The organism is Oleiphilus sp. HI0066, assembly GCF_001635725.1.
In genome coordinates, this window is the sequence record NZ_LWFH01001000.1 from 1 (window position 1) to 14,490 (window position 14,490).

The window sequence follows — 14,490 nt, forward strand, 5'->3', positions numbered from 1 at the left end:
TCACAAGATACTTTATTTGGGTAAAGCCAAAGTCATAGGCCTTGCTCGAAACATGCTCAAGCTCAATATCTTGCTCTGTATGGCCGAACAAACTAATTCCTTCACCAATTAATACAGGAACGACTGTGATCGTCATATCTGTGATTAATCCTTTAGACAAAAAGCTTTGAATGACCGAAGCACCATCAATATATAAACGCTGATTTCCTTCGGCAGATAAGCGCTGAACCAGATCTTCTGGAGCTTCTTTACTGATAGTAATCTTGTCGGATAACTCATTAGGAACGCTAAGATCTCGTTGGCTTAGAACAATCACTGGGACCTCATAAGGCCAAGTACCAAAAGACAACACTTTCGCATAGGTATTGCTACCCATCACCAAAACATCAACCGTAGAAATAAAATCAACGAAGCCGCAATCTTCGCCCTCGAGGACGATAGCATTGGCCTTGTCTAGCCAATCGAGATTGCCATCTTTTCGTGCGATATAGCCATCCAAACTCGTTGCTATAAAACCGATGAATCCGTGATGTTTTGCTCGCTCATAAAAGGCTCCCTACGATTATTTCCAACCCTGCTTCCAAAGTGTTTTATCTCGAAGCTGCCTCCAATCGATCGCTGCAGTCCGCCTAGAAATGATAGCTTCTAGCAAACAATGGATAACTTCTCCCTCTTCATCAAACTCAACTTCCGCAACCATAAAATGCTTCTCTTTATTTAACGGTCTGACGGCTGTCCACTTACTATTCAAAAGTTTCTTGGGATCGATTTTATTCAAAATAAATAACTCTCTGGATTAAATCAAAAACAAAATACCGAGCTACTTTCAAGGCGAGCAACATCGCTGATAAATGTGATGTTGAGTTCTATACAGATTTCTTCCACAACATATGTACTATCGATAAAATTATTAACGCAACAACTTGAGCTCCTACAAAAATCACTCCGATACCGGCTAATACTGCGTCGCTATTATTCGACTGATCTGCACTAACCATACCCGCGGTGAGCCATAGAGAGGGAGAGAGAAAGATAACGTTCAACAGATTAAGCAAGATAGCGACAATACCGAAAGTTAAACCTGGGCCTGCAGCAAAAGCAGCTAACAATGCGCATACTAACGTTAGGTATGGACCGGCAATTGGAACGAGAATAGCGATTATCGCGAAAATCATCGCCGTTATACCTAGTGCTTTCATCATCTCTTCCTCTGCTATTTTTTATACAAGAGTATAAATTTTATACCAACAGTTCCGTCTAGCTAAAAAATGCGCCAGATTAAAAATCATCATCTAATCAGGTAGATAACACTATCTGAATATTTAATAAGAATAAATGTATCACAGGCAAAAGCGCCCCATACGACAAGACTGTACAGCCATGTTCGCATGAGAGCGCAGAGGAGGTTTTATTACTTAGATGCTTCGACAACTACTGCTGAAGGTTCTACTTCCGCAATCGCATCAATAATCAATGCACATGCCGCATCGCCAGTTATGTTTAAGGCAGTGCGAATCATGTCGAAGATGCGATCAAGTGCGAACAACAAAGGTAGACCTTCGATAGGAATACCCGCCGCTAGCAATACCGCAACCACTAAGAATGAAGGCCCTGGTACACCGGCTTGACCAACAGCACCCTAGGTAGATGTGAGTACGATCGCCACATATGCAGTCAGTGAAAGATCCACATTAAATAACTGCGCAAAGAAGATCGCGACAAGGCCGTAGTAAATAGCATTACCAGACATATTCACGGTTGCGCCCAATGGCAACACAAATGATGCCGTTGAATTTTTCACGCCAAGTTCGTTTTCAACTGTCTCCATTGTGACAGGCAAAGTCGCCATAGAGGATGATGTCGATAGCGCGATCGCTTGGGGCTTTTTCATTGCTACCAAGAATTTTCGAGCAGACGTTTTTGATAATACATGCACCAACAATGGGTAAACAATAAAACCAAAGATAAGAATCGCGGCCACGTAAACAACAAACAGTTTAAACACAACCATCAAAGCACTGAAGCCGAATGTTCCAACCGCTTCGGCCATCAAGCCAAATACACCGAGCGGTGCGATGAGCATGATTTTGTTAATCATCCAGACCAAGCTACCAACAATTGTATTCACACCATTCAATATGGGCTCGCGTCTTTCGGCCTCTTGCTTTGACAAAGCAATGCCGAAGAACAAACAAAACACCAAGATTTGAAGAATATTCGCATCACTCAATGATTGGAAAATATTCGTCGGAATCATTCCAATCACCGTTGCCCAGAACGTTGGCAACTGACCTTGATCGGCATACTCGGAAGAAAGCATTCCTTCTATCGATGAGACATCAATCCCTAAGCCTGGGCCAAATATCGCACCCATGCCTAATGCTAATGTCACAGCTAAGGCTGAAGTCACACCAAAAAATGCAAGCGTACTTAAGCCCACTTTGCCCGCGTTTGCACTTTTACCCAAACCTGCTGCGCCGGCTACCAATGCGACCGCCACTAAAGGAATAACGAGCATTTTGATCAGATTAATAAAAATAGCGCCAAGCGGCGAAAACATGGAGGCATCTGGTCCCATTGCGATACCGACCATCGTGCCGACAAGCATCGCTATGACCACTTGAACACCGATATTCCCAATGAAATATTTGCTTAGTAACACGTCTTTACCTCATGAAATAAGGAATTAGCTCAGAATGACTGGTCATTGCGTGCCAGACAGTTCAGCGCCAATCGAAATTTATGAATACATAAAGCAGTTCGAAAAACTCATCAGAGCCATTACTGAATAATTTCTCGTGTTCCTTTAAAAAGTGCTGATAGCACCTTTTGACGTACGCCCTCGAAGCAAACATCCATTGCGGATGCATAAAGAGCCCTTTGGCGTAGTGGTCTTCCCGAGCTTCAAACTACTTCAAACTCGATAGCAAAATAAGATAAGTGCAGTAAGCAACTGAAGGACTGAGCGTCTCTCCTTGCCTACTCAATGCCACAAATAAATGGAAATGAATCAGTGGCGAATGTAGCGCCTCAGTAGTGGAATCAATAGTAAAACATTGTCGATGACTGTGAATCATCGTGAAAGGCGAGATGGTTTATAAACGCGCCTATATTACCTCTCTGTTGATCAGGGAATGATGGGGTCATGGTGTTCGATGAAACACCGTTGCGAATGATGAAAATCAATGAATGCAGCTTCAATCTTTTCCAACTCGGCAAAGACCTCTTTAAATGCATCAGACTCCATAATCGCATTCAGATCTTTCGAGCTAGGAAGCACGTATTCCATCACCGCATCGAAGGCCGTTTCTTCAACGCCTCTTGCCGCGTTTAATTCTTTATTAAAGTCGACATCCAAAACCAAGCTCATGTGGAAATCACTTGCACCCAACAATTTGCCAACCTCTGTCACTAAGGAGACAAAGTTTGCATCGTGCCAACACTTTCGAAATTCTTGCGAAGATATATCAGGCTTTCTTTTAACGACGAAAATAAACTTAATCACGCGAATCTCCTTTCACTTGAATTAAATACTTATACGTTCACCACAACGTTAAGCACTTTATTAGCAGTTAAAGAGTTACTCACTAAACACCCTTTTTCAGACTTCTCGGCAATACGCTCAACTTTCTCAGAATCAGTACCAGAAGGCACATCGACCGTAACCTTCAAATCAAACTGGGTAAACTGAGTCACGCGATCTACCTGACCTAAGGTACCCACGACCTCGCATGAGATATTAGTCCATTCTAGCTTCGAAGCACGCGCGATTGCTTTGAAGGTCAAGACGAAACAATCCGCCATCGAAGCAACTAGCAAGCTTTCAGGAGACCAATAACCCTCTGGCCCACCAAATTCAGGCGGCGGCATCGATTCGATTGCGCTGAGACCGTCAGCTTCGAGATTTACCGTTGAATCAGACTCTGAATTGGCAGAGACCGTATAGTGATGAGGCATCGTTTGCATCATAAACTCCCAATAAGATTTGTATTGGAAGTTTAGATGAAAACTGGCGTATTACTCAGCGGATTTAAGCTGATCTAATACTAACTGATACAGATGATCTGGACTGTGCTTTTCAAGCGCGAGACCATTTACATAAAAGGTTGGCGTTTTATCTACTTTGAACGCGCGAAGATCTTTACCCTCTTGCACGATCAATGCATTCATTTCCGGCGAATCGATGATCGCTTTTGTTTTCTCGATATTTAGCCCCGCGGCAGCAGCAATTTCCCACGCGCGATCTAGATTAGGTGCATGGTGTGATGCCCATTCTTGTTGTTGTATCAATAGCGCCTCTAGAACTGGAACGTATACATTTTGTTGACTCGCAGCTTCCAGCATTCGTACTACCGTATCCGAACCCTGATGGAACGGTGCATAACGAAGCACTAAACGCACGTCTTGCGGATGGCGCTTCATAATTTCTTTTACATATGGATAGAATGCTCGGCAGGCTTCACACGCGGGATCTAAAAATTCAACGATCGTCACTGGCGCATCAGCAGGCCCCATACTAGGAGAATAATCACGCTCCAACTCTGCACCTTCTGGTAAGGTATTCGCAGAAGTAGATTCATCATTACTGCACGCACTCAATGCAAACAAGGCAACGAAGCATAGGCATAGAGACCGAATGCGTTTACGCAAAATAAGCATGATCAATTTTTCCCTTGTACATCTTTGACTAAAATAACTGAGCGTTTACGCATATTGTGCGAGAAGTAACTTCCACTCATCACGTTGCTGTTGCATCGCGTCTTTAAGTTCTTGATATCGCTTCATCGCTTCAGACTTCTCGTAGGCTTCGCGCACTTCACACTTCTTAGCTTCAAGCCATTCAAGTCGTGCGATTTTGGTTTGATGCATCACTTCAACTAGTTCATCAAACTTTGCTTGCAACTTCGCTTTAATCTCTTCGGCATCGGCATGAAAACGCAGTTTCTCATTAAGATTTTTCATCGCCATTTCTGCTTTTGCTTTGGCGACCTTATGTTCGTCACAGCGTTTTAAGTTGCTCGCTAAACCCAATTTACTCAGGGTAAATATGAACCATTTAGTTGGGTCGTAATGCCACCAGCGGATGCCATTGCGATAATCTGTTTGAAAACAATGATGGTAGTTGTGGTAGCCCTCTCCATAGGTCAAGTAAGCCACAATGCCGTTATCACGTGCGGTATTCTTATCAGTATAAGGTTGGCTACCCCAATAGTGTGCGAGCGAATTAATAAAGAAAGTCACTTGTTGAGAGAGCACAAGACGTAAAAAGCCAACGATCAACATGGTGCCAATAATATCGCCATGCCAAACACCAATTACAAAAGGAATACCGAAGTTTGTCAGCACGACTAACTTCAAATAATTGCGGTGCTGCCACATCACAACAGGGTCGCGCTTTAAATCAGGAACGTTAGAGTAATCGTTATAGGTTTCGCGATTATAATCACGCAACATCCAACCCATGTGCGAGAACCAGAAACCTTTTTTTGCGGAATACGGGTCTTTATCGTTTTGATCGACATAGCGGTGATGAATACGGTGGTCAGATGCCCAGTGCAAAGCGCTATTTTGAATCGAGAAAGCCCCGCCTATGGCATAAACAACACGAATCCAAGGTTTTGTTTTATAGGTAGGATGAGACCACAAACGGTGATAACCCGCAGTAATCGACATTCCACAAAAACCCATACACAAGAGAGCTGCCACGACCTGGAATATATCGTAGCCCTCAACAAAGCCATACCAAGGCACAACAACTGCTGCAAACAGCCCAGTTATAACGAAAAACAGGACATTCACCCAAAGAAGTTTTGGCTTACCGCTCATTCAAATACCGCTTGTTTTATTTATGACGATGCGCATATTAACAGAGCAAGATGACAATAACATTCAGCTTACAAATGTTTAGTGTTTAGAACTGTTAAATATGCACATTGCATGGCCACTTAAGAGATTGCATCCGCCTAGGGCATGAGTAAAGATGTGCCCCTAACGATTATCTTGCTAAGCCGTGACATGTTGAAAGTAGTATTTCGTTTTTTGTTGAGCACTGTAATTTGGGTTTCGGTCGCACATGCACACCCTCACTCTTGGATAGATGTGCAGACAACACTCACGCTTGATGCAGACGGAAATCTCATTGAGATCACGCAACTTTGGGAGTTTGATGAAGTCTATTCACGCATAGCACTAGAAACCGTTACGAAAGAATACGAGAATGAAATGCTCGGACTCGAAATGTTGGCCCAAGATATGGTTACTAATCTTAAGCCATACAAGTATTTTTCGAGTTTACAGCTCGACAAAATCGACATACCGCTGAGCAAGCCAGTTTACGCGAAGTTTGAGCCATATTCAGAGCAAGGAAAACTCAAACTCAAGCAAATCTTTGCGTTTGATACTCCCGTAAAATTAGCAGGAAAAGCAATCACATGGTCGGTATTCGATCCGACGTACTATGTCGCGATGAATCACCATTCAGCCGATGCAGTCAATGTGATTGCGAATGAGAAAACGCGTTGCGCGAAGCAATTTAAACTGCCCTCGCCAACACAAGAAGACATAGACTATGCCGCTAGCCTTGATCAAACGCAGCGAGATAGTGATGGTCTGGGACAACTATTTTCTGAACGAGTCACGATACAATGCAATTAGTCCAAAAATATAATAAGACCCGATTAAAAGCATTCTCGATACGCGCCTTTGTATTTGCCTTACTTAGTTCGCTGAGTAGCACTGTCGCGCTCGCGCACCCGCACAACTGGATCAGTATAAAAACACAATTCTTAGTGGATGCCGACAACCGTTTAATCGAAATTCAACAGTCATGGGAGTTCGATGCCATCTACTCCATGATCACCTCTGCAAGTTTAAAAAACGCTTATGACGACGAGACTGTCGGCCTAAAGCTGATGGCCGAAGACATGCGCAAAAACCTTGCTCGCCACAACTATTTCTCAAACCTAATTGTTGATGGAAACAACATCGATATACCAAGAGCGAATCAAGCGTCGCTGCGTATTGAGCCTCAACCACCGGTAAGTTTTATGACGCTCGACTTTACGATTCGTTTCGAGAATCCCATTAATTTAGATGGTAAAAAAGTCGTCTGGTCTGTGTACGATCCAACCTATTACATTGCGATGAACCACAAATCCGTTGACGATATCTCGATTGTCGGTGGACTGAACTTAGAGTGCGGTAAAGATCTCGTGATTCCAAATCCTACCGAAGAAACCATCGCCTACGCCAATAGCTTGGATCAGTCACGTCGCGACACAGATGGGCTTGGCGATCAATTTGCTGAAAGAGCTGTTATTCAATGCATTTAACTCCCTCAAAGCTTCTAGCTGCAATCTTTCTTTGCCTCATTGCTGGCGGCATTTATTGGGCCACGCTGAATTGGACAGACTGGATGATTTACATCACTAGCCAACAGAAAGAGCTGCACAGTATGTTATCAGAGCATATGTCCAATGTAGCGCAACATCCTGAAACTTACGGCTTAGCCTTAATCAGCCTTAGCTTTGCTTATGGCGTCTTTCACGCCATTGGCCCAGGACATGGCAAAGCTGTGATCATGACTTACGTTGGTACCCAAGGGGCGAGCGTTAAGAAAGGCGCGGCTTTGTCATTTGCCGCAGCACTACTGCAATCAATCGTTGCGATTATTCTTGTCAGTGTAATTGGCCAGATGCTCCAGTTTACCTTTGGTGAAGTGCAAACGATGGGAGAACAACTTACACAAGTAGGCTATGCCTTGGTGATGTCTTTGGGTCTGTATATTTTACTGAAGTCAGGTAATAAATTACGCAAAGTAGTGAGCATCTCAAATTCAAGTGCACACTCGCACCATGAGCATCATGACCATGCCCATCCACATGATCATCACTCCCACGCTCACCAACACGACCATCATGAGCACGAACATCATTCTCACCATGAACATTATGCACATAATGTATGTTGTGGCTGCAACCATGCCATTGAAGTCAAAGACGACAGCACCTGGCTACAGAACCTAACGCTCGTGTTCTCGATGGGGCTCCGTCCTTGCTCTGGCGCACTAATCGTTTTGACCTATGCCTATTTAGTCAATGCCTATGGATTTGGGATCGTCGCCACCTTGGCGATGGGACTAGGCACTGGCATTTCTATCGCGCTCATTGCAGCAGGAACCGTATTCGCGAGAGGGTTCTTTGAACGCCTACTAAACGCTAGCGAATCGAGCTCGACGGCGGTGTTTAGTCATTTTGGCTTATATCTTCAAATAGCTGGCGGGGCACTACTTATTGCATTCGGCTGGGGATTATTATCTGTCACATTGACTCCGGTTGCGGAGCATCCATTACTGCTTGGTCGCTAAAAGACTAAATCAAAAAGTACCCTGACATATAAAAAAATGATCTCATCTAAGTAAATCGCCTATTAAGCTTTAATACGTATTGCTTCTAAGATGATTAAAAGATGAAAGAAACATGTCTTATTGGTGGCTTACAAAGCTTACTTGTTCGATTCTGCTCATAGCGAGCATCATTATAAGTGCGTTCACAAGCTGGCTACCCGATATCAACACAAGCGATTCTCTGGCTGGGCGAATTCTTGTACTCGTTGGCGGTGCTATTTTTTTGAGTCATTACTGGCTCATCAAACGCGATAACAAAAGATTAGAAGAGATGGAATATCTCGTCACTCAAACGGCCTTATTTAAACGTATTCGTCACCCAATGTATTTCGGCGAGATGTTCATGATGTTGGGTTACGTACTGATTGCTGCGCATAGCCTTACCTTACTGATTTTTGTGCTTGGCATTCTCGCACTAGTGATGCAAGCTAAAGTCGAAGACAAACAGGTTGCAGACAAATTTCCTCAGCCTTACGCACAATGGACAAAAACAACAAAACTAATCCTGCCTTATGTTTACTAACTTCATCGGGCGAGCAAGGCTTCTAATAAGGCAGTATGAACATTCGTTTTGATCTTGAATTAATCGGTAAAAAAATCACCTTAAGACCCCTCACCGCCGACGATTTCGAAGCACTCGCTACCAGCGCATCGAATCCAGAAGTTTGGGCTCAACATCCTGATTCAAAACGCTATCAGCGTGAGCGCTTTAAAACGCGTTTTTTCGATGGTGCAGCAGCAAGCGATAGCGCCTATACAATTATCAATACGAGCTCAGGCAATGTCGTTGGTTCAACGCGCTTCTATGATTTCAAACCAGAACATAGAGAGATCGCGATTGGCTACACGTTCCTCGCGTGCGAAGAATGGGGAACAGGCGCCAATACCGAAATGAAGGATCTGATGATCAACTTTATTGCGCCTTACGTAGATAAAATTTGGTTCCATATTGGTAGTGAGAATCATCGTTCACGTAGAGCGGTTGAAAAGCTCGGCGCGACATTCCAATACCAAGAAGATGAAGTGCTCGAAGGCTTAGCCTACACAAAATGTTATTACCTACTCGAATTAGAAAAATACAAACAGGCCTGAGGAGTTTTCCATGAAAAAACCAAGCGGATTTATGATTGAGCTATTTCAACAACCAACTTGGGTCGTTATTTGGGTGAATGCGCTGATGGCGATCAACCTGGGCAGCATTGCATTTTTAGAATATGAACTGGCTCAAGCCATTCTTGGTATTTTTGCGTTCCAAGGCATCGTTATGGTTGGTATGTATTGCTACTTCGGCTATCAGAAAATTTTAGGCTTAGCGCATCTTCTATGGGTTCCTCTTCTCGCTTACATTCTTGTTTATCTTGGCGATTACACAGGTGCGTTTCATAGCTACCTTGTAGGCTTAGCCGGCTTTCTAAGCATCTCATTAGTTTTTGATATCCACGATGTGATTCAGTATTTCAAAAACCATTCTGAACCTTTGCGGAACAATTAAATCTATCTTCGATACCCGCATCAACGCGACTAACGCAACTAACGAGAGCAACGAGAACACTTAATGGATTCACTTAGCCAAGCTGCACTAGGGGCGACCGTTGGTCATGCCATTCTTGGAACGAAAGTTGGGAGCAAGATCGGTCGACTAGCTCCCGTTTGGGGAGCCGCGCTCGGCACCCTACCCGATCTAGATGTACTTATTCCTTATGGCGGAGTCGTCGAGGACTTTACCTACCATAGAGGTTTCAGTCATAGCCTATTTGTCCAAGCGCTCGTAACGCCTTTACTAGTTTGGTTAGCCATTAAAATTCACCCCCAAACCCACGAACATAAACTTCGATGGGGGGCAGCCATTTTGGCTATTTTTTGGACCCACTCACTTTTAGATGCGTTTACCGTTTATGGCACGCAACTGCTTTGGCCTATTACCGAATACCCTTTTGGTATTTCTAGTCTGTTTATTATTGATCTAGCCTACACATTGCCTTTATTGATTGGTTTAGGGATAGCTGCATATGTAGGGTGGAATAGCCGTAAGGCACGCATAGCCAGTGTCTGTGCGCTCGTTATTAGCTCGAGTTATTTAGCTTGGTCGTTAGTCGCAAAATCGACCATGAAAAGTATTTTGCAAGAGACTCTCGTTCAGCAAAACATGAACGTATACGCTGTGCTGACTACGCCAATGCCCTTGAACACCTTGCTGTGGCGCGTAGTGGCGATCAATGACCAAGACTATTATGTCGCACACGTCGCCGTATGGGATTCTCCTGAGTCTGTTGATTTTCGTGCCTACCCAAAAGGTGAAGAACTACTGAGCGACATTGCAGATCAATGGAACGTGCAGCGTCTACAGTGGTTTACCAAAGGCTTTTACCGGGCGGAACTCGTCAATAATGAAGTGGTGATGACTGACCTTCGTATGGGTTTGGAAGATAGTTATGTCTTTAATTTCGCTGTCGGAAAGCAAGTAAAAAGAAGTGCGGATAGCGATTCCACTGATAGAAGTGAGAATAAAGAGAGTAGCGAGAACGGAAACGTGAGCATCGAGCCGATGGTCGCGCGCCGTACTGAAACGCTGCGCGATATGTCTCGTCTACCGCTACTTTGGGATCGCTTCTTTGATAATGAAGTCTCTTTGCACCCAGAACCTATAATAAGCGCAAGATCAGCGCCTGAAGTTAGCGAATCGGAATAAGAACTTCGTTACGCCGAAACCAAGGAATGGAGGTCGGTGGGTCATAGCCAGCAATCAGCACAGGCCCATCCATTTCGTAACCCTGCTCTGTAATCCAATCTTCTAGGATGGTGCGGTTATCTGAAATATTTTCCTCGCTCAAGGTACCACTGAAACGGATAACCGCCATCTTCATGTTACGGAGCTCTTGAACCTCGACCGCAGCATCTCTCGGGCTCGGCGCAGTCGACAGCTCAAAACTTTCGGGCAGCACAAAAGACATTTGTTCTGTCTTTGCCGGATCCATAAACACTGGCGCAGTCATTGAAATTTCTTTCTCTTCGCTATTTTCGCCAGAGATATAAGCAAATAACTTACGAAAGGCCCCATCCTCTCTAGAGCCTGGGTTCATCGGCGCAGTCACTAACAACAGACGTTGATATTCACGTACTTCGATATTTTCAGACTCCGCTTCTTCCGCGTTCTTAGTTTCAATAACTGAATACGGTGCGTGTTCAATCGTATGCCGTACCAAGCTACACCCGCTTGCTAAGAAAAACGTGCTTACTATCAATGCAACAAAAATGTTTTTCCAAACCATTGTTCAATCTATGTCCTCTACCTAAAATATCAAGCTAAGCTCTAAAGCCAGTTTATCGACGTAACGACCGATGCCTAATTGTGTACGGATTGAAAGTTTGAAGTGATCAGTTGCAGATGACTGACTTATTAAATTTGCTACGCGCCCGCAGAAACTTTTCGCCAATACGCGGCTAATGTAGGAATAAAATCGTTATAATGAGAGAAATCAAAGTGCGCGAGATGCGCCCATTCCGGTTGAGAAGAATACCCTGAGGCATACCAAGCGGCATGCATACCTGCATTGTGCGCGGCTTCGAGATCGTAACGAAAATCGCCAACGTAGATACAATGCTTGGGGTCAACTTGCCATTCGTCGGCGAGCATCAATAAAGCGTCAGGTGAAGGCTTAGGAGGGGCGTGCTCACGTGCAAGTACTCTTCCCACTCGCAACTGACTACGATCAAGTTTCAGTTGACTTGCAGGAATCGAATTGCGTGTGACAACGCCTGTTTTGATGGATGAATTACTGAGTTTGAGCAGCGTCTCAGGCACTCCAGCAATTACTTCAGAGCTATGCGCGTCGCGCATCTCATGGTCATGAATCGTTGCCTTGACTGAAGATTGCTCATGCTCGGGCAAGTCTTCGACATATCGCAGAATATCCTGCCCCGGCACACATCCCGTCTCTTTGCATAAGAGAACAAAATCGAGACTAGACGTTACCAAGGTGCCATCTAAATCAAAGATGACTGCCTTAGGTAATTCTTTGACGTTGACACTGTCTGACATAAAACACACTCACACCAAGCATTGAACATTGAACTTTTACTAGTATGAGTGAGCTTACGATGAGATAACAGTTTTGGCCTTGTCGTGAAGCTTGCATAATGGTTGCCTGACATACCAAAACATCCAGAGCCTAATCAAAAAATGATCAGGCTAGGCTTATTTTGTCGCCATGTAAGCACGCCAGCCGCCAAGCTGCGTAATTTCTTCGGCGCCTTCTAAACCGTAAGGTTCGCAAATGAATCCGCTAACAAACGAACCATCTGCCAGTTTGACCTTACCAATGCCTAAGGGCGCAGGTATTCCTGCAACAAAACTCCCAAACTGTTCAGAGGGCACAGTCCAAATCTCGACATCAATGGCAGCCCCTTTTTCTTCATCTAACACTAGGCCAGGTCTAAATGGAGGCCCACCAGCAAGTGCATACATTCGATATCCAGGTGCGGTTTGTGTTTTTAACTTCAGTACTGCCTTGCGCTCCTTCAACTGCCAGTTCAATGGCAAGCCCTCCAAATGCGCACCACATACAAGTACATCTACCGTCTGTGTTGTCGATACCTGTGCGGCTTCTGTGCGCTCGCGAGATAAATCTGAAGCGCCGAGTGGAAGATCAAACAATGTCTCAAAGCGTTTAGCGATGGACAGCAATGCACGATCAGCAAAGGCAGGGCCCACTAAAGTCACGCCAAAAGGTAAACCTTGATCCGTGAAGGCTGTTGGAATGGCTAAGCCACTCATGTCTAGCAAGTTCATATAGTTGGTGTAATGTCCCAACTGACTGTTACGCAAAACAGGCTCTTCAAGTAGCTCATCAACTGTAAAGAAGCGCCCTGCCGTCGGCGTTAGCAAACAATCATATTGTGCAACAATCGCATCGCATTTTGCTTTCAATTCTTGCAAGCGATATTGCGCGGTAAACAAGGCCGCAGCACTTGCATTCTTGCCTGGTTCGATGATCTCTCGCACAACTGGGAACATTGCTTCAGGTTGCTCATCAATTAAAGGTTGTGTTGCCAAGTAACGCTCAGTTACCCAAGGTCCCTCGTATAACAATTTCGCAGCTTCAACAAAGGGCGAGAAGTCGAGCTCTTCAATCTGAGCACCGTCATCTTTAATGCGTTCTACAGTCGCTAAATACGCGTGCTCGTATGCTGCGTCACCGAAGAATTCGAGCTGATCTGATTGGATGACTCCGATTTTCAAATCCCCTGCACGCACACCATATTGCCGTGTTTGATTAGGATAAGGATTGGCACGACTATAGCCGTCATTGTCATCAAGCCCTTCTGCGACCGACAAAACTAAGTTCGATTCATCTGCGTTCAGCGCAAAAATCGTCATGCAATCTAAGCTACGACACGCTGGCAACATGCCGCTGGCAGACAACAACCCTCGTGTTGGTTTAACGCCATATAAGTTATTCAGGCAGGCCGGCACGCGTCCTGAACCGGCGGTGTCAGTGCCTAAACTGAAGCTTGCTAGGCCTAAGGCGACTGACACAGATGAACCCGCGCTTGAGCCACCACTGATGTACTTCGCATCGAAGGCATTACGACATTCACCGTAGGGCGAGCGTGTGCCATTTAGCCCTGTGGCAAATTGATCCAGATTCGTTTTACCAACAGGTATGGCGCCTGCTTTGATAAGTTGATCGACCACAAACGCAGACTCATCGGGTGTGTAGGCGAAGGTTTCACAGGCGGCTGTGGTCGGAATACCTGCCAGATCAATATTGTCTTTGATCGCGAACGGAACGCCCCACAAAGGCAGAGAATTGACGTCACCCGCTTCCAGTTTGCTTAGGTAGCGATCAAGCTCGGCGTCGCTTAATAAGTGAATCCAAATATTCCGATCGCTATAAGCCTCTGTGCGCTCACGAATATCTGCCAATACTTGTCTAGGCGTTGTGGTTCCAGCGGCATAGGCCTGCTTGAGTGTTTCGATGCTTAATGGTGTGATGGTTTGATCCGCAATCGCTAGGTTTAAACTATTCATTACTACTGTTCTCTTTGATTATTCTGTTCACGTTTTTTAGACAGGCACACCTTTG

General features: G+C 44.7%; 17 protein-coding genes and 1 pseudogene. 7 read left to right on the plus strand and 11 right to left on the minus strand.

Features of this window, described 5'->3' with window-relative positions; genetic code table 11:
- The 8 genes and pseudogenes from A3738_RS11285 to A3738_RS11320 form a co-directional block, all read right to left on the minus strand.
- A partial coding sequence (locus tag A3738_RS11285) for a dihydrofolate reductase family protein (RefSeq protein ID WP_068763601.1) occupies nucleotides 1–499 on the minus strand: 499 nt, incomplete at its 3' end.
- Nucleotides 500–562: 63 nt separating this feature from the next.
- Nucleotides 563–778, minus strand: coding sequence for a TIGR02450 family Trp-rich protein (locus tag A3738_RS11290; protein WP_068501804.1), 216 nt, complete (start codon nucleotides 776–778; stop codon nucleotides 563–565).
- An 88-nt stretch (nucleotides 779–866) separates the two neighbouring features.
- Nucleotides 867–1,199: a hypothetical protein gene (locus A3738_RS11295; protein WP_068501840.1), complete on the minus strand. Its 333-nt coding sequence runs from the start codon at nucleotides 1,197–1,199 to the stop codon at nucleotides 867–869.
- A gap of 212 nt (nucleotides 1,200–1,411) precedes the next feature.
- Nucleotides 1,412–2,662 (minus strand): annotated as a pseudogene (locus tag A3738_RS11300) (dicarboxylate/amino acid:cation symporter).
- A 465-nt stretch (nucleotides 2,663–3,127) separates the two neighbouring features.
- The gene (locus tag A3738_RS11305) at nucleotides 3,128–3,505 is read right to left on the minus strand and encodes an EthD domain-containing protein (RefSeq protein WP_068501807.1); all 378 of its coding nucleotides are present in this window, start codon (nucleotides 3,503–3,505) and stop codon (nucleotides 3,128–3,130) included.
- 29 nt (nucleotides 3,506–3,534) lie between these two features.
- Complete coding sequence (locus A3738_RS11310; protein WP_068478981.1) at nucleotides 3,535–3,966, minus strand: OsmC family protein; 432 nt, start codon at nucleotides 3,964–3,966, stop codon at nucleotides 3,535–3,537.
- 51 nt (nucleotides 3,967–4,017) lie between these two features.
- Entirely contained in the window at nucleotides 4,018–4,659 is a 642-nt protein-coding gene (locus A3738_RS11315; RefSeq protein WP_068501809.1) for a thioredoxin domain-containing protein, read from the minus strand.
- Nucleotides 4,660–4,704: 45 nt separating this feature from the next.
- The gene (locus A3738_RS11320) at nucleotides 4,705–5,826 is read right to left on the minus strand and encodes a fatty acid desaturase (RefSeq protein WP_068478987.1); all 1,122 of its coding nucleotides are present in this window, start codon (nucleotides 5,824–5,826) and stop codon (nucleotides 4,705–4,707) included.
- A 144-nt stretch (nucleotides 5,827–5,970) separates the two neighbouring features.
- Here A3738_RS11320 and A3738_RS11325 point away from each other — a divergent pair, with 144 nt between their 5' ends.
- The 7 genes from A3738_RS11325 (at nucleotide 5,971) to A3738_RS11355 (ending at nucleotide 11,093) form a co-directional block, all read left to right on the plus strand.
- Nucleotides 5,971–6,654 (plus strand): DUF1007 family protein, encoded by a 684-nt coding sequence (locus tag A3738_RS11325; protein ID WP_068501811.1) that lies wholly within the window; start codon nucleotides 5,971–5,973, stop codon nucleotides 6,652–6,654.
- Nucleotides 6,645–7,331 carry a DUF1007 family protein gene (locus tag A3738_RS11330; RefSeq protein WP_068501814.1) on the plus strand — a complete coding sequence of 229 codons (687 nt, stop codon included), beginning with the start codon at nucleotides 6,645–6,647 and terminating at the stop codon, nucleotides 7,329–7,331. Before A3738_RS11325 ends, A3738_RS11330 begins: the two co-directional genes overlap by 10 nt.
- Entirely contained in the window at nucleotides 7,322–8,365 is a 1,044-nt protein-coding gene (locus A3738_RS11335) for a nickel/cobalt transporter (RefSeq protein ID WP_068501818.1), read from the plus strand. The genes A3738_RS11330 and A3738_RS11335 overlap by 10 nt, the downstream gene beginning before the upstream one ends.
- Before the next feature lie 112 nt (nucleotides 8,366–8,477).
- Complete coding sequence (locus A3738_RS11340; protein WP_068501820.1) at nucleotides 8,478–8,927, plus strand: isoprenylcysteine carboxylmethyltransferase family protein; 450 nt, start codon at nucleotides 8,478–8,480, stop codon at nucleotides 8,925–8,927.
- Between the two features lie 35 nt (nucleotides 8,928–8,962).
- On the plus strand, nucleotides 8,963–9,496 hold the full coding sequence (locus tag A3738_RS11345) for a GNAT family N-acetyltransferase (protein ID WP_068501824.1): 534 nt from the start codon (nucleotides 8,963–8,965) through the stop codon (nucleotides 9,494–9,496).
- Between the two features lie 10 nt (nucleotides 9,497–9,506).
- Nucleotides 9,507–9,896 (plus strand): hypothetical protein, encoded by a 390-nt coding sequence (locus tag A3738_RS11350; protein ID WP_068479003.1) that lies wholly within the window; start codon nucleotides 9,507–9,509, stop codon nucleotides 9,894–9,896.
- Nucleotides 9,897–9,959: 63 nt separating this feature from the next.
- A complete protein-coding gene (locus A3738_RS11355; RefSeq protein ID WP_068501828.1) occupies nucleotides 9,960–11,093 on the plus strand; it encodes a metal-dependent hydrolase in 1,134 nt (377 codons plus the stop codon).
- Here A3738_RS11355 and A3738_RS11360 read toward each other — a convergent pair.
- The 3 genes from A3738_RS11360 to atzF form a co-directional block, all read right to left on the minus strand.
- Nucleotides 11,077–11,673, minus strand: coding sequence for a heme-binding protein (locus A3738_RS11360; protein ID WP_082878419.1), 597 nt, complete (start codon nucleotides 11,671–11,673; stop codon nucleotides 11,077–11,079). The two genes, A3738_RS11355 and A3738_RS11360, sit on opposite strands and share 17 nt — an antisense overlap.
- Before the next feature lie 137 nt (nucleotides 11,674–11,810).
- Nucleotides 11,811–12,443 carry an HAD family hydrolase gene (locus A3738_RS11365; RefSeq protein WP_068479009.1) on the minus strand — a complete coding sequence of 211 codons (633 nt, stop codon included), beginning with the start codon at nucleotides 12,441–12,443 and terminating at the stop codon, nucleotides 11,811–11,813.
- Nucleotides 12,444–12,599: 156 nt separating this feature from the next.
- Nucleotides 12,600–14,435 (minus strand): allophanate hydrolase, encoded by a 1,836-nt coding sequence (atzF, locus tag A3738_RS11370; protein WP_068501832.1) that lies wholly within the window; start codon nucleotides 14,433–14,435, stop codon nucleotides 12,600–12,602.
- Nucleotides 14,436–14,490 lie beyond the last annotated feature (55 nt).

Excerpts from the sequence above, each read along its gene's own strand:
- A3738_RS11350 (WP_068479003.1), top strand. The coding sequence starts at position 9,507 with ATGAAAAAACCAAGCGGATTTATGATTGAGCTATTTCAACAACCAACT.
- A3738_RS11365 (WP_068479009.1), bottom strand. The coding sequence starts at position 12,443 with ATGTCAGACAGTGTCAACGTCAAAGAATTACCTAAGGCAGTCATCTTT.
- A3738_RS11295 (WP_068501840.1), bottom strand. The coding sequence starts at position 1,199 with ATGAAAGCACTAGGTATAACGGCGATGATTTTCGCGATAATCGCTATT.
- A3738_RS11310 (WP_068478981.1), bottom strand. The coding sequence starts at position 3,966 with ATGCAAACGATGCCTCATCACTATACGGTCTCTGCCAATTCAGAGTCT.
- A3738_RS11335 (WP_068501818.1), top strand. The coding sequence starts at position 7,322 with ATGCATTTAACTCCCTCAAAGCTTCTAGCTGCAATCTTTCTTTGCCTC.
- atzF (WP_068501832.1), bottom strand. The coding sequence starts at position 14,435 with ATGAATAGTTTAAACCTAGCGATTGCGGATCAAACCATCACACCATTA.
- A3738_RS11360 (WP_082878419.1), bottom strand. The coding sequence starts at position 11,673 with ATGGTTTGGAAAAACATTTTTGTTGCATTGATAGTAAGCACGTTTTTC.
- A3738_RS11345 (WP_068501824.1), top strand. The coding sequence starts at position 8,963 with ATGAACATTCGTTTTGATCTTGAATTAATCGGTAAAAAAATCACCTTA.
- A3738_RS11325 (WP_068501811.1), top strand. The coding sequence starts at position 5,971 with ATGAGTAAAGATGTGCCCCTAACGATTATCTTGCTAAGCCGTGACATG.
- A3738_RS11315 (WP_068501809.1), bottom strand. The coding sequence starts at position 4,659 with ATGCTTATTTTGCGTAAACGCATTCGGTCTCTATGCCTATGCTTCGTT.
- A3738_RS11330 (WP_068501814.1), top strand. The coding sequence starts at position 6,645 with ATGCAATTAGTCCAAAAATATAATAAGACCCGATTAAAAGCATTCTCG.
- A3738_RS11340 (WP_068501820.1), top strand. The coding sequence starts at position 8,478 with ATGTCTTATTGGTGGCTTACAAAGCTTACTTGTTCGATTCTGCTCATA.
- A3738_RS11320 (WP_068478987.1), bottom strand. The coding sequence starts at position 5,826 with ATGAGCGGTAAGCCAAAACTTCTTTGGGTGAATGTCCTGTTTTTCGTT.
- A3738_RS11355 (WP_068501828.1), top strand. The coding sequence starts at position 9,960 with ATGGATTCACTTAGCCAAGCTGCACTAGGGGCGACCGTTGGTCATGCC.